13 protein-coding genes are annotated in these 13,151 nt (G+C 69.1%); 5 read left to right on the plus strand and 8 right to left on the minus strand.

Annotation, left to right across the window (positions count from 1 at the left end):
* Positions 1-765, minus strand: a 765-nt coding sequence (locus VFY73_RS09340) for a sigma-54-dependent transcriptional regulator (protein WP_329717952.1), incomplete at its 3' end; no start/stop codon positions are given.
* A 194-nt stretch (positions 766-959) separates the two neighbouring features.
* On the opposite strand from VFY73_RS09340, the gene VFY73_RS09345 reads away from it, so the two are divergent.
* Both VFY73_RS09345 and VFY73_RS09350 read left to right on the plus strand, forming a co-directional pair.
* Positions 960-1,385 carry a CBS domain-containing protein gene (locus VFY73_RS09345; protein ID WP_329717954.1) on the plus strand — a complete coding sequence of 142 codons (426 nt, stop codon included), beginning with the start codon at positions 960-962 and terminating at the stop codon, positions 1,383-1,385.
* A 93-nt stretch (positions 1,386-1,478) separates the two neighbouring features.
* A complete protein-coding gene (locus tag VFY73_RS09350; protein WP_329717957.1) occupies positions 1,479-1,958 on the plus strand; it encodes a response regulator in 480 nt (159 codons plus the stop codon).
* A gap of 119 nt (positions 1,959-2,077) precedes the next feature.
* Here VFY73_RS09350 and VFY73_RS09355 read toward each other — a convergent pair whose 3' ends face one another.
* On the minus strand, positions 2,078-2,296 hold the full coding sequence (locus tag VFY73_RS09355; RefSeq protein WP_329717959.1) for a hypothetical protein: 219 nt from the start codon (positions 2,294-2,296) through the stop codon (positions 2,078-2,080).
* Between the two features lie 480 nt (positions 2,297-2,776).
* Here VFY73_RS09355 and VFY73_RS09360 point away from each other — a divergent pair, with 480 nt between their 5' ends.
* On the plus strand, positions 2,777-3,244 hold the full coding sequence (locus VFY73_RS09360; RefSeq protein WP_329717961.1) for a PEP-CTERM sorting domain-containing protein: 468 nt from the start codon (positions 2,777-2,779) through the stop codon (positions 3,242-3,244).
* A gap of 176 nt (positions 3,245-3,420) precedes the next feature.
* Here VFY73_RS09360 and VFY73_RS09365 read toward each other — a convergent pair whose 3' ends face one another.
* On the minus strand, positions 3,421-4,836 hold the full coding sequence (locus VFY73_RS09365; RefSeq protein ID WP_329717963.1) for a UDP-glucose/GDP-mannose dehydrogenase family protein: 1,416 nt from the start codon (positions 4,834-4,836) through the stop codon (positions 3,421-3,423).
* A 108-nt stretch (positions 4,837-4,944) separates the two neighbouring features.
* Positions 4,945-7,578 carry a PAS domain S-box protein gene (locus VFY73_RS09370; RefSeq protein ID WP_329717965.1) on the minus strand — a complete coding sequence of 878 codons (2,634 nt, stop codon included), beginning with the start codon at positions 7,576-7,578 and terminating at the stop codon, positions 4,945-4,947.
* 244 nt (positions 7,579-7,822) lie between these two features.
* Here VFY73_RS09370 and VFY73_RS09375 point away from each other — a divergent pair, with 244 nt between their 5' ends.
* Complete coding sequence (locus VFY73_RS09375) at positions 7,823-8,086, plus strand: hypothetical protein (RefSeq protein ID WP_329717967.1); 264 nt, start codon at positions 7,823-7,825, stop codon at positions 8,084-8,086.
* A gap of 94 nt (positions 8,087-8,180) precedes the next feature.
* Positions 8,181-8,624, plus strand: a complete 444-nt coding sequence (locus VFY73_RS09380; RefSeq protein WP_329717969.1) for a response regulator — start codon at positions 8,181-8,183, stop codon at positions 8,622-8,624.
* 13 nt (positions 8,625-8,637) lie between these two features.
* On the opposite strand, the gene VFY73_RS09385 is transcribed toward VFY73_RS09380, so the two are convergent.
* From VFY73_RS09385 to VFY73_RS09400, 4 genes are all read right to left on the minus strand, one after another.
* Positions 8,638-9,783, minus strand: a complete 1,146-nt coding sequence (locus VFY73_RS09385) for a zinc-binding metallopeptidase family protein (RefSeq protein WP_329717971.1) — start codon at positions 9,781-9,783, stop codon at positions 8,638-8,640.
* A gap of 146 nt (positions 9,784-9,929) precedes the next feature.
* Positions 9,930-11,078 (minus strand): glycosyltransferase family 1 protein, encoded by a 1,149-nt coding sequence (locus VFY73_RS09390; protein WP_329717973.1) that lies wholly within the window; start codon positions 11,076-11,078, stop codon positions 9,930-9,932.
* A gap of 139 nt (positions 11,079-11,217) precedes the next feature.
* Positions 11,218-12,294, minus strand: a complete 1,077-nt coding sequence (locus VFY73_RS09395) for a DNA topoisomerase IB (protein WP_329717975.1) — start codon at positions 12,292-12,294, stop codon at positions 11,218-11,220.
* Between the two features lie 52 nt (positions 12,295-12,346).
* The coding region (locus tag VFY73_RS09400; RefSeq protein WP_329717977.1) for a sigma 54-interacting transcriptional regulator at positions 12,347-13,151 on the minus strand (805 nt) is incomplete at its 5' end.

A 13,151-nucleotide genomic window follows, 5' to 3' on the forward strand; every position in this document is an offset into this window, starting at 1 on the left:
CCGCAGCAGCTTGACCTGCAGTTCCTGCGGCATCTCGGTGATCTCGTCCAGGAACAGCGTGCCGCCATTCGCGCGCTCGAAGAAGCCCAGATGCTGTCGGTCGGCGCCGGTGAAGCTGCCCTTCTCGTGGCCGAAGATCTCACTCTCGATCAGGTTGGCCGAGATGGCCCCGCAGTTGACCGCGAGAAACGGCTGCTTGCGCCGCCGGCTCAGGTCGTGCACGGTTTGCGCGACCACCTCTTTGCCGGTGCCGCTCTCGCCGGTGAGAAACACCGCGACCGTCGTGCCCGCCACCCGCGAGATCTGCTCGTACACGCGCAGCATCGGTTTGGACTGACCCCACAATGGGCCAAAGTGGCCCTGCCGCACCAGGTCAGAGGCCAGGTCGGCGACCTCGGCGTTCAACTCGGCGGGCTTCATCAGCCGCGACAGGATGCTGTTCAGGCGCTGCATCGACACCGGTTTGACCAGGTAGTCGGCCGCACCCAACCGCAGCGCCTGGACCGAAGTCTCCAGGCTGGCGTGGCCGGTGATCAGCACCACCTCGGTGTTGGCCAGCAGTTGCGCGTCGGACAACAGGTCCATGCCATTGCCGTCGGGCAACAGCAGGTCCAGCAGGACCACGTCGGGGGGTTGCCGCTTCAGCTGCAGGCGCGCTTCGCGCAGGCTGTGTGCCACTGCGACGGAGTAGTGGGCGCCGGCAACGCATTCCTTCAGCGACAGCGCCGAATCGACATCGTCGTCGACGATCAATGCATGGTTCATGGCGGCCTTTCGTGGAACCATCGGCCGTCGGGCCGGGTACGCGCATTGCCAACCCCGACCGATCGTAGCGCGCTTCGCTCGCTAAACACCGAAGACCATCGGGCGATTGAGGCGACCCCACCGCCGCCCGCCTCGGGCGCGCGGTTTGCCGCCTCTCGTGGCGCCCTCTTCCCTTCGGTCCCAAGGAGAACCCCATGCCGGCAGTCAGCGACATCATGTCCCCCAGCCCCCAGGTCATCGGCCCTGAAGACACACTGCGACGAGCCGCCCGGATGATGAAGGAACTCGATGTCGGGGCGCTGCCGGTGTGCAACGGCAAGCGCGTGCTCGGCATGATCACCGACCGCGACATCGCCATCCGCGGCGTGGCCACCGGCATGACGCCCGATGCCTCCTGCGTCTCCGACGTGATGAGCACCGACGTCAAGTTCGTCACCGAGGACCAGGACAGCGACGAGGTGATGCGCATGATGGGGGACGCGCAGGTGCGCCGCGTGCCGGTGGTCAACCAGCGGCAGGAACTCGTCGGCATCCTGTCGCTGGGCGACCTGGCGCTGCGCCAATCGCATCACACCGACCGCGCCTTGCGCGAGATTTCCGAGCCTTCCAAGGCGGCCTGATCCTGGGCGCCGCGCACACAACCGCGACCGTGGGGCCGCGGCGGGAGCCGCATTTGCTGTGCGGCGCTGCAACAGCGGCTTGCGAGGGATCGTGTGAAGGATGACATCGAAAACCTGTCGGAATTGCGTGTACTGATCGTCGACGACAGCGTCGACGCGGCGACGTCGCTCAGCTATCTGCTGCAGATGATCGGCTGCAAGACCGCGGTGGCCTTCGGTGGAGAGATGGGGGTGCGCGTCGCCGAGCTGTTCCAGCCGGCGCTGGTCTTCCTCGACCTGAACATGCCCGGCCACGACGGCTGCGAGGTGCTGGCCAGGGCCCGCAAGCTGCAGGGCCGCATCGCCCATGCGATCTTTGTCTGCCTGACCGGCACCGGCAATCTGGACGACGAGCAGCGCTGCCTGGCCGCGGGGTTCGACCACTTCATCCGCAAGCCGTTGGAGCCGACCCAGCTGAGTGAGCTGCTGCTGAAGGCCCGTGCCCGCCAGGCCAGCGTGGCGGCGGGTTGGTGGCCGGGCGAGGCCCCGGTGACACCCCCGGGCCCGCTGCCCGAAGGCCAGACCGACAGCTGAGCGGCCCGCCGCTCCCCACCGTCCCCGCGACAGGCGTGCGAGGCAAGCAAGACGGGCGGTGTCCGCAGACCACCGCCCGTTCACGATCAGAGAAAGATCCCGGGCAGACTCGCGCTGCCTTACTTCGCCTCGCCCTGGGGCTTGGGCTCCGGCTTCGGCTGCTTGTTCTCCTTCTTGCCGGCGTCGGTCTTCGGGGCGATGGGCGACGATGCTGGCGCAGGCGGCGTCATGGGCGCCGAGGCCGCCGGCGTGGGGGCGGCGACCGGGTCGGTGGTATGGGCCAGCACCGGGCTGGCCATGGCGGCGAAGGTCACGAGGGCGATCAGGGAACGGGTCATCAGAGGAAGTCCTTTCGATGTGGCGGAAGCTGTCGGCCGATGACGGGCATCACTCGACCGGCCAGGCCATGCTAGAGGGCTTCGATCGATGCAAAGCCGCTGAAGGCGCTACAGCTGCAACCCTGTGCAAGACCACCAGGCGTTGTCCTACAGGCGCCATCGAACGCGTGCGGCGCCACCCTGCCCCTGGCCACGAGAACCTTGATGTCGGTCGCAGCGAGGGCCATCAAAAGGGGGTCGCTCGTCGCTGAATCGGTCAAGTTTGGCAGCCCCTTACGGCGCCGAAACTCTTGCGGAAAAAACTGCGGCGAGCCCCCCGGAATCGGGGCCGCGCCCGGGGAAAAACCGGGCATCCGAAACAGCCGGGAAGGCGCCCCCGCGGGCTCGCGTCTTGCCATGGTGGAAGGCCGCACCGCGTTTGATCACAAGGCGTTCGGGCGGTACAGCTGCAGGGATCTGTTCGCCGTTGAAGGAGAAGTCATGAACCTGATGAGTTGGGCCGCTGCACTGATCGTGCTGACCTCCGGCCAAGCCTTTGCCAGCCCACAACCCCATCGCGAAATGCGCGACGACTACTGGGTCACGACGCAGTACCGCGGGGTGCCGGCCGTCTACCTCGGCAGCTCGGGCAGCGAGTGGGCACAACGGGTCGACTTCGCGTCGGCCAGCGGCACCGCTCTGCCGGTGACCTGGTCACCCACGCTCCCGCGGACCGAATTCGGCGGCCTGCCGCCCGCCGTGCTGCAGCTGCCGCACGACGACCCGCTGGGCCCGGCACCACGCCCGGGCGACACCGGCACCGCACTGGCCGGCAACATCGTCGCCGAGGACAGGCTTGCGCACCTGGGTGAGGTGCTCGCCGTGCCCGAGCCTTCGGCGCTGCTGATGATGGTTGCCGGCATCGGCGCCATCGCGTTCGTGATCCGCCGCCGGATCAACGACACCTGAACCGGGCGCCTCGGCTCGGGACGCAGCCCCGGCCGACGTGGTGCGCCAGATCACCCGCCGCACGTCGGCTCGCTGTCTGGGCCCGGCCGAGGACGCAGCACACGCGGGCGGCTCGACGCCGCAGCGACCCTTTACTCATGGATGTGCCCACCACGCGGCACGGCACCGACACAAAGTCAGCGCGCGTGGGCGACGCTCTCGCCGGGCACCTCGTGCACGGCGCGGCCCACGCCGCGGTAGCTGAAGCCCAGTTCCGCCAACTCGCTGGCGGGGCAGATGCTGCGGCCGTCGAAGATTCGATGGCCCTCCATGCAACGGCGCACCTTGCGCCAGTCGACCCGGCTGAACTCGGGCCAATCGGTGACGATGGCCAGCGCATCGGCGCCCACCACCGCGCCGAACGGATCGGCGGCAAAGCGTAGGCGCGGCAAGCCGGCATAGCGCTCGCGCGCCGCCGGCATCGCCAGCGGATCGTAGGCCACCACCTCGGCGCCTTCGGCCAGCAGGGCATGGATCACCGCTTCGCTTGGCGCCTCGCACAAGCTGTCGCTGCCGGATTTGAAGGCCAGCCCCCACAACGCGATGCGACGGCCCGCCAGATGGCCCTCGAAGGCCTGGATGATGTGCCACGGCAGCAATGTCTTCTGGCGTTCGTTGGCTTGCTCGATCGCATCCAGCATCGGCAGGGTCAGCCCCGCTTCGGTGGCGCTGCGGCGAAGGGCGTTCACATCGCGCGGCAGGTTCGGCCCGCCGAAGCCGCAGCCGGGCAGCCGGGCCTGTGCGCCGATGCGGGAATCGCTGGCCATGCTGCGCCTGACCGCATCGATGTCGACGTGCAGATGCTCGGCCAGCAGCGCCAGATCGTTCATCAGGCTGATCTGCGCAGCCAGCACCGCGTTGCAGGCCTGCTTGCTGAACTCGGCCTCGCGCAGGCCCATCGTGATCCATTGCGTCGGCGGCTGCAGCAGCGGCGCGTACAGACGCCGCAGCCACTGCAAGGGCCCCGGCGCATCGGCGCCGACCACGATGCGCTCGGGCTGCAGAAAGTCATCCACCGCCTGACCCTGGCGCAGGAAGGTGGGGCTGGCTGCGACTGCCATCGGCAGCCCCACGCCGCGTCGGGCCTGCGCGGTGGCGATCACTTCGCGCACCCGGTCGGCGGTGCCGACGGGCAGCATGCCGACGGTGACGACCAGCAGCTCGCGGGTCATGCGCTCGCCGATGCTGCGGGCCGCCGTCAGCACCTGGTGCGCATCGGTCCAGCCGCTGTCGAAACCGGTGGCCCCGACCGCGATCAGCTGCACCCGGCCATGCGCCACTGCCTCGTCAGCGTCGGCGGTGAAGCGCAGCCGCCCGGTCATGCCATGCCGCACCATCAGCTCGGCCAGGCCCGGTTCGTGGAACGGCAGTTCGGCGCGTGCCAGCTGCGCCATGCGCAGCGCGCCGGCATCCATGCACAGCACGCTGTGGCCGAGTTCGGCCAGGCAGGCGGCGGTGACGAGGCCCACATGGCCTGCGCCGAACACCGTGACCGCCAACGGTTCGTAGGGCGACTGCCGGGCACCCGGCGACGCGACATCGTCTGCCCTCATCGTTGGACCTCGCATGGTTCGTCAGGGCAATCAGCCGCGGCCGTTGTCATGCCGCGGGCTTCGGCAAGGGGCGTTCCCGAGCTGCCGGCGCGCCCGTCTGATCAGGCATCAATGCCGGGGCGCGGTCTGTGGATCGGTCGCCCCGAGCAAACGCAACAGGCTGTTGACATCGACGGGCTTGACGAGGTGAAAGTCGAAGCCGGCGTCATGCGCCCGCTCGCGGTCGGCCTCCTGGCCCCAACCGGTGCAGGCGATGAACAGCGGCGGCCGGCTCGGACGCTGGTCGCGCAGGCGCCGGCACAACTCGTAGCCGTTCAGCTCAGGCATGCCGATGTCGAGCAGCGCCACATCGGGCCGCCATTGCTCGGCCAACTGCAGCGCCTCCAGGCTGCCATAGGCCGTGCGCACGTCCTGGCCGTGCAGCGACAGCATGGCCGCCAGGGTTTGGGCCGCATCGACGTTGTCGTCGACGACGAGCAGCCGGTGGCGTGGCGGGTCAGCCGCCTCGGACGCATTCGCAGCCCCTTCCGCCTTCGGCGCGGCCTCGCCCATGGGCAGCCGCAGGGTGAACTCACTGCCCAGGCCCCGGCCCTCGCTGCGGGCCTGCAGCGTGCCGCCATGCTGCTCGGCCAGGCCACGCGCCAGCGCCAGGCCGATGCCCAGGCCGCCGCCGGTTCGCTCCAGCGCCGGCGACAACTGCGAGAACATGTCGAAGATCAGCGGCAACTGCTCGGCCGCGATACCGATGCCGTTGTCGCGCACGCTGACACAGGCTGTCTCGCCGTCGCGCCAGGCCCGCAACACGATGTCGCTGCCGGGGTCTGAATACTTGGCCGCATTGCTGAGCAGGTTGGCCAGCACCTGGGTCAGCCGCGTCAGGTCGGCATGCACGACGATCGGTTGCGCAGACAGGTCCAGTCTCAGTTGGTGCCGCTTCTCGTCGATCAGCGGCTGCACCGCTTCAACGGCCTGCGCGACCACGCGGCGCAGCTCGAGGCGCTCGATGCGCAACTCGATCTTGCGGCGGGTGAGCCGGCTCACGTCGAGCAGGTCTTCGAGCAGGTGGCTCATCTGCACCACCTGGCGCTCGATGATGTCGCGGCACCAAGCCACCCGCCGCGTATCGGTCAGGTCATGGTGCAGGATGCTGACTGCATTGCGCAGCGGCGCCAGCGGGTTGCGCAACTCATGGGCCAGCGTCGCGATCATCTCGTCCTTGGCCCGGTCGGCCTTGCGCAGGGTCTGCTCGCGGTTGCTCAGCTCGGCGATCAGTTGGCAGCGCTCGAGCATCGCCGAGACCTGCTCGCACAAGCCCTTCATCACCAGCAGATCGCCGCCGCGGAAGCGGTCTCGGCTCGTCGAGACGAACGCCGCCACGCCATACACGTGGCCGTGGGCCATCAGCGGAAGACCGACGAAGCTGCATGCACCGGCCTGCTTCAGCTGCTGTACCTTCGGAAACGGGCTGTTCTGCAAGTCGTCGATCACGATGCGGCTCTTGCGCTGCACCACCAGGCCGCACGGCGACTCGGCCACCGGCACGCAGGCCATCTCGACGCGTTGCGCATCGCTCAAGCCGATCGACGACTGCAGCAACAGCGATGCGCCGTCTTCGCTGACGCCATAGTCCACGCAGATCTCGCAGCCCGCCGCGGCCTGCACCCGCTCGAGCAACTCGCGCCGCATCGTCGCCGGATCCTGTTCGCCGAGGATCAACGACTGGCTGGCCTGCGACAGAACATCCAGCTGCCGAACCCGCTCGCGCAGCGCACGGTCGGCACGGCGGCGCTCGCTGATGTCGCGCGCGATCAGTGCGGAGCCGGTCACTGCACCGTGCTCGTCGTGGATCGGCGACAGGCTCATCGACACCGGCACCCGCCCGCCATTCGCTCCGTGCCGCTCGGACTCGATATGGGCCACCTTCTGTCCATGGCGCAGGCGGCACAGCAGATCGGCCTCCTGGGCGCGCAGCTCTTGCGGCACCAGCTCGTCCATCACGCGACCCAGCATCTCGTCAGCCGTGCGGCCGAACAGGCGGCGGGCGGCGTCGTTCCATGAGGTGATGCGTCCGTCGAGATCCCGGCTGATGATGGCGTCGTCCGACGACGAGACGATCGCCGCGAACCGGGCCATGCCTGTTTGCATGCGAATCCGTTCGCTGATGTCCAGCATCGCCACGCGGCGCTGCGGGCCTTCGTACGGCTTGGCCGCGGCAACCGTCGTCTCGAGCGCGACCCAACGGCCGTCGGCGCCGTTCGCCGGCGCCAGCTTGAGCTCCAGCGCACCGGCACCCTCGCCCCTTCCCACCGCCTCGATGTGCAGACGGAAGTCCAGCTGGTCTTCGCGGCGGATGAACTGTTGCAGCGCCTGACCCAGCAAGCGGGCCCGCGGCGCCCCCAGCAGCGCGGCCGCCGCATGGTTGGCCTCGACGATGCGGTCGTACAAATCCAGCGTGACATAGCCGAGCGGCGCGCGATCGTAGAGATCGACGTAGCGGTCACGTGACTGCTCCAGCTCGGCATGGGTTTGGCGCAGTTGCGCGTTCTGCCGCTCCAGCGAGACCTGGTGCTCGCCCAACTCCTGGATCAGCTGCGTCACTTCGCCCGGTCCGATCGGGTCTCCGGCGCGCTGCAACGCCTCGGCCACGCGCGCCTCTGTGCGGCGATGGATCTCGGACAGCGTCGGCCCCAGGCCGGCTTCTGCCGGTGAAGGGTCGAAAGGGGGGGCGGAGGGGCGATTCACCGAAGTCCTGGCTGGCGCGAGGCATCGGTCGCAATCCAAACCCGACGTGACCGACCACGCTCGCTTGCGTTGCGTCAAGCAATCCTTGTTCCCGACGAATACCGTGCTCCGCCAACGACTTAACGCCGACTTCACATGGATGCGCCCCAGGCAACCCTCGACGTTGGTGGCCCTGGAATGCGAAATGCTGCCGTTTCAATCTGCGCCTCGCACATCCAGGCAAAGCTTGCCGAAAGGAGTTCCAATGAAAGCCCGGCCTCGCGTCGTATCCGCCCCGTTGACATCGCCGCGCCCGATCGCCCGCCAGGCTTCCTCCAGGCGTGACCGTGAAGGCCTGCCGCTGCCGCACGAGCGGGACGAATCGACCGGACAGACCGCCGACGAGCCGGATCCGAAGATGCGCCAGGCCTACGAGGACATCACAGCCGGCCTGGTCGACACCGACATGCGGGCTACACCCGGGCTGGATGCGCGCCGCCGCCGCGCGCTGCTGCACCGACGCGGCTGAAGCGCCCGAAGGCGTGGCCCACCAGCGAGCCGCCGGCACGCGGATTGCCCTTTCTCGACGGTTGGGCGAACAAACCGCGACAGGAGTGCTGCGAATGGACCATGACTTGTATGGAAGGCCGGGCCGGCCCCAGGTGCTGTATGTCGAAGACGAGCCGACCAATGTCTTCCTGATGCAAGCATTGTTTCGATTGCGCCCGCACCTGGACCTGGTGGTGGCGGCCGATGGTGCCGAAGCGATCGCCATGGCGCCGTCCGTTCGCCCAGCCCTGCTGCTGCTGGACCTGCGCCTGCCGGACTGCTGGGGCGACGAGTTGTTGCTGACGCTGCGTCAGCGCTTCCACTGGCGCCACGTGCCGGCGGTGGCCGTGACCGCCGAGGCCGATTTCGACGGCACGCGCAGCGGCTTCATCGAGACCTGGCATAAACCGCTGGACCTGCAGTTCGTGATTCAGCGGCTCGATCGCTGGCTGCCGGCCAACACCACCTGGATGCCGCCGCCCGCGGCCACCGCGGCGATGGAAGCACGCGCGTACTGACAGCGCCGCTCGTTCAAGCCGGTGCACCGATCACGCGGTGCACCAGGTAGAGCTTGCGCAGTGCCGAGGCCGACAGCACAAAGGGGTAGAAGTCGGGCACTCCCATGCTGCGCGACAGCTCGTTCAGCACGCCGGTCAGCTCCATCCAGCCGTTCACCAGCCCCAGGAAGGCGGGCGCGCCGGCGTCGGCCCAGGTGCCGAGCGTCTCCGGCTTGAATCGTTCGTAGTTCAACTCGACGCTTTCGCCATCGACGCCGAAGCTGCGTGCGGTGTCCAGCGTGTCACGCAGGTGCAGGTAGTGGGCCCAGGTCTCGGCCCAGTCTTCCCACGGGTGGCTGCTGGCATAGGCGCTGACGTGGCGTTCGCGCCAGTCGGCCGGCGCCCCGTTCTGATAGTGCGCTTGCAGTGCTGCCGCGTAATCCTGGCGTTCGTCGCCGAAAAGCTCCCGAAAGGCCTCGAGCCACGGGCTGTGCTCGCCGTCGACCAGGCGCTGCCAGTAGTAGTGGCCGCTTTCGTGGCGCAGGTGGCCCAGCAATGTGCGGTAAGGCTCGAACAGCGCTGTGCGGCGTTGTTCGCGCTGGGCGTCGTCGGCCTCTTCAGCGTCCAACGTGATCACCCCATCGGCATGGCCGGTGACGACCGGCTGCCCGGGCAGGCTGCGCAGCACGTCGAAGGCGAGCCCGCGCTGGGGGTCTTCGCCGATCCTGGCCTTGACCGGCAAACCGAGGCCGATCAGCGTGGACACGAGCCGGCGCTGGGCCTGCGCGATCAGGCGCCAGTAGCCCTGGTTCTCCGGCACCGACAGGTCCGGCAGCTTGCGCGTCAGGCGGCAGCAGCGGCACAGCGGCGCCTGGCCCGGCTGCAGCACGGCATGGGTGTCGGCGGGGTCGACCAGCCAGTTGCAGGCCGCCGGGGTGTCGAGCTGGGCACAACGCTGGTAGGGCCGGCCCTTGCGGCCGCCGGCGGCGCGCCACAGCGTGCGGCCGTTGGCCGGCTCGGCAGGCGCGTCGACACGTTCGAGCGGCAACAACTGGCGCCTCGTCGGGTCGTAGCCCAGCGGCGTGTGGCAGGCCAGGCACTCGCTGTTGCGAAAGAAGACCGGCCGCCCGCAGCGGCAACGAAAGGCCCGTGGCGTCAGCGGCTTGGGAACGGCGGCCATCGGCGCAACGCCTGGGCGTTTTCGTGCGTGCGGCGGCCTCTCAGGCTCGCTGCCCGACCATCGGCCCAGACTGGCCCGGCCGGCACCGAGCATGCCGCGTTTGGGCAAACCGATCGGGTCGGTCAAGCCCAACCGGGTCCGAATGATCAGGCCAGCGCGGCATCGCGCACCTGCGAGCCCGACAGCGCCTGCGCGAGCACGGTGCTGAGCTGCTGCTCGAAGGCGTGCAAGGCGCTTTCCCAGTCGCTGCGCAGCGCCAGCATGCGGGCCCGTTGGCGCAGCGCGCAACCGAGCGCTGAATCCCCCAGCGCCAGCTCGGCGGCATGGAAGAAGCTGCCGCGGTCGCCAAGCTGCGCCAGCCAGCCATCATGGCCATGGTCGATCAAGGTGCCGGCGCCGGCGCTGTCGAAAGCCACCACCGCCAGCCCGCTGGCCAGCGCCTCCAGCACCACGTTGCCGAAGGTGTCGGTGACGCTGGGGAAGAGGAAGACATCGGCGCTGGCATAACAACGCGCCAAGGCACTGGCCCGCTGCACGCCGACGAAGCGCACGTCGGGGTGGGCGGCTGCCAGCTTCGCGCGCAGCGGCCCTTCGCCGGCCACCACCATGCGCAGGCCCGGATGGCGACGACGCAGGTACTCGAAGGTCTCCAGCGCCAGACTGACGTTCTTTTCGACCGTCAGGCGTCCCACGTAGAGCAGCACACGATCGGAAGGACCCACGCCCCAGGCGTCGCGCAGGCCATCGTCGCGCTCGGCAGGCGAGAACAACCCGGCGTCGACGCCGCGGCTGATCACCGAGGGGCGCTGGAAGCCGCGGGCGGTCAGTTCGTCGGCCAGCGAGCGGGTCGGCACGAACGTGCGGTGCGCCATGTTGTGCAGTTGGCGCAGGTAGGCGAGCACCGCGGGCTGCAGCCAGCCCAGGCCGTAGTGCTGGCTGTAGGCGTGGAAGTTGGTGCGAAAGTCCGCCGTCGACGGCAACCCCTCTGCCTTTGCGGCACGCAAGGCCGACCATGCCAACGGCCCCGGTGTCGCCACATGCACGAGCTGGGGCGCCGTCTGCTGCCAGCGTTCACGCAAGGCGCCCACCGTGGCCCAGCCGAAACGCAGGCCGGGGTACATCGGGATCGGCGCGCTGGCGGTGCGCCATTCGCCGTTGTCGAAGGTGTGGTCGCCGGGGTGTTCGGTGTCTTCGAACGAGCGCGAGGCCTCATGTGACTGACGCGGCCGTATCAGCTGGACGACATGGCCCGCACGTCGCAGGTGGTGCACGGCGCGGGCGGTCGTCAGTGACACTCCATTGATTTCGGGCGGAAATGTTTCGGTGACGTAGGCGATGCGCACGGCGGACTTTCACATGGAAGGTTGTGGGCGCCAGGCGGTAGGCCACCAGCGGCTTGTCACTGCCCGGCAAGCCCTGTTCCCGGCCGGGGATTCAGGTGCCCCGCCGGGCAGCCCCACGGCGCGGCGTGGCTTGCCGCAGCAGCCCCATCAGCTGGCGTTCCGCCAAGGCGAGCCCGCGCGCGGCGGGCGGCGACACCACCCAGGGCCGCGCCAACAGCTCGGCCCTGCCATCGGCACTGGCCAAGCCGTCACCGAGCGCCAGCACCATCGGATGGATGTAAGCCTTGCGGCAAACCGCCGGGGTGTTGCCCAGGCGCCGGGCCACTTCGGCGACCACCATCGCCGCGGTCGGCACCGGTTCCGCGCGGCAGGCTTCCAGCATCAACGCGAGCGCCTGCACGCTGCCGTGCCAGGTGCGGAAGTCCTTGGCGGTGGCGTGCAGGTCGCCGCTGGCGTCGGCCAACCACGCGTTGACGTCGGCCGAGCCCAGGCGGCAGACCACCCCGTCGTCGTCGACGTACTGAAACAGCTCCTGCCCGGGCAAGTCCTGGCAACGGCGCACGACACGGGCCACGCGTCGGTCGGTCAGGCGCGCTTCATGACGCACGCCGCTCTTGCCGACGAACGACAGGTGCAGCTCGGCCCCGCGCACGCCGGCATGTCGGTTGCGCAGGGTGCTCAGGCCGTACGAGCCGTTGCTGCGTGCGTATTCGTCGTTGCCAATGCGCAGCCAGGTGGTGTCCAGCAGTCGCACGAGCGTCGCGAGCACACGCTCGCGCGTCGGCTCGGCCGCGTTGCCCAGCCGGCGTGACACGCGTTGCCGCAGACGCGGCAGCACGTGGCCGAAAGCCAGCAGGCGGTCGAACTTGGTCTGCCCCCGGTGTGCCTGCCACTCGGAGTGGTAGCGGTACTGCTTGCGCCCACGGGCATCGCGACCGGTGGCCTGGATGTGGCCGTCGGCACGAGTGCAGATCCAGACATCCTGGTAGGCCGGTGGCACGGCCAGGCGGCGGATGCGTTGCAGCATCGCCTCGTCGCGCAACGGGCGGCCATCGGGCAGCAGGTAGACGAAGTGTCGGCCGCGGCGCTGACGGCGTATGCCGGGTTCGCTGTCGCTCACCCAGGCCAGGCCACTGCACGCCGCCGGTTGCCTGTCGTGGTTCGGCATCGGCACGGCCCATGCAAACGCCATGCCGGCCGGACGGCCGCGAGGCCCTCCATCAGGTCGGCGTCGACGTGTCCTCGCTGTCGGCGGCGTATTCCTTCAGACGGTTGTAGAGCGTCTTCAGGCTGATGCCCAGAACGGCCGCGGTCCGCTCTTTCTGGTACTTGTGATAACGCAGCGTGGCCTCGATCAGGGCCCGCTCGGCTTGCGCCATCGATGTCCCGACCGGCAGCGACACGACAGTGGCCGGGTCGACGGCCGACACGGCAGCGCTCGCCGGGGCACTGGCTCCGGCCTCGTTGCCAGCGACCGCTTCGGCCTCCGACGGCACCGCGGCGGGCAGCACCATGCCAGGCTGGGGGCGCGGCAACCACTCTTCGTTGATCTCGTCACCGGCCGCCATCACATAGGCCCGCTGCACGGCGTTGCGCAGTTCGCGCACGTTGCCCGGCCAGTGGTAGCGTCCCAGCCGCTCGAGCGCCGCCGGCGTGAACCGCTTGGCCTGCCCTTCCTGCTTGGCGATGCCCTCCAGGAAGTGCTGCGCCAGCAGCCCGACGTCCGACAGGCGATCCCGCAGCGGTGGCAACTCGATCGGGAACACGTTCAAGCGGTACAGCAGGTCTTCGCGCAGCTTGCCGGAAGACACCGCCTGCTCAGGCTGCCGGTTGGTGGCCGCGATCACCCGCACGTCGGCCTCCTGGCTTTGCGTCGAGCCGACGCGCATGAAGCGCCCCGTCTCCAGCACCCGCAGCAGCTTGACCTGCAGTTCCTGCGGCATCTCGGTGATCTCGTCCAGGAACAGCGTGCCGCCATTCGCGCGCTCGAAGAAGCCCAGATGCTGTCGGTCGGCGCCGGTGAAG

Source organism: Ideonella sp., assembly GCF_036277275.1.
Classification (GTDB): Bacteria; Pseudomonadota; Gammaproteobacteria; order Burkholderiales; family Burkholderiaceae_C; genus Ideonella.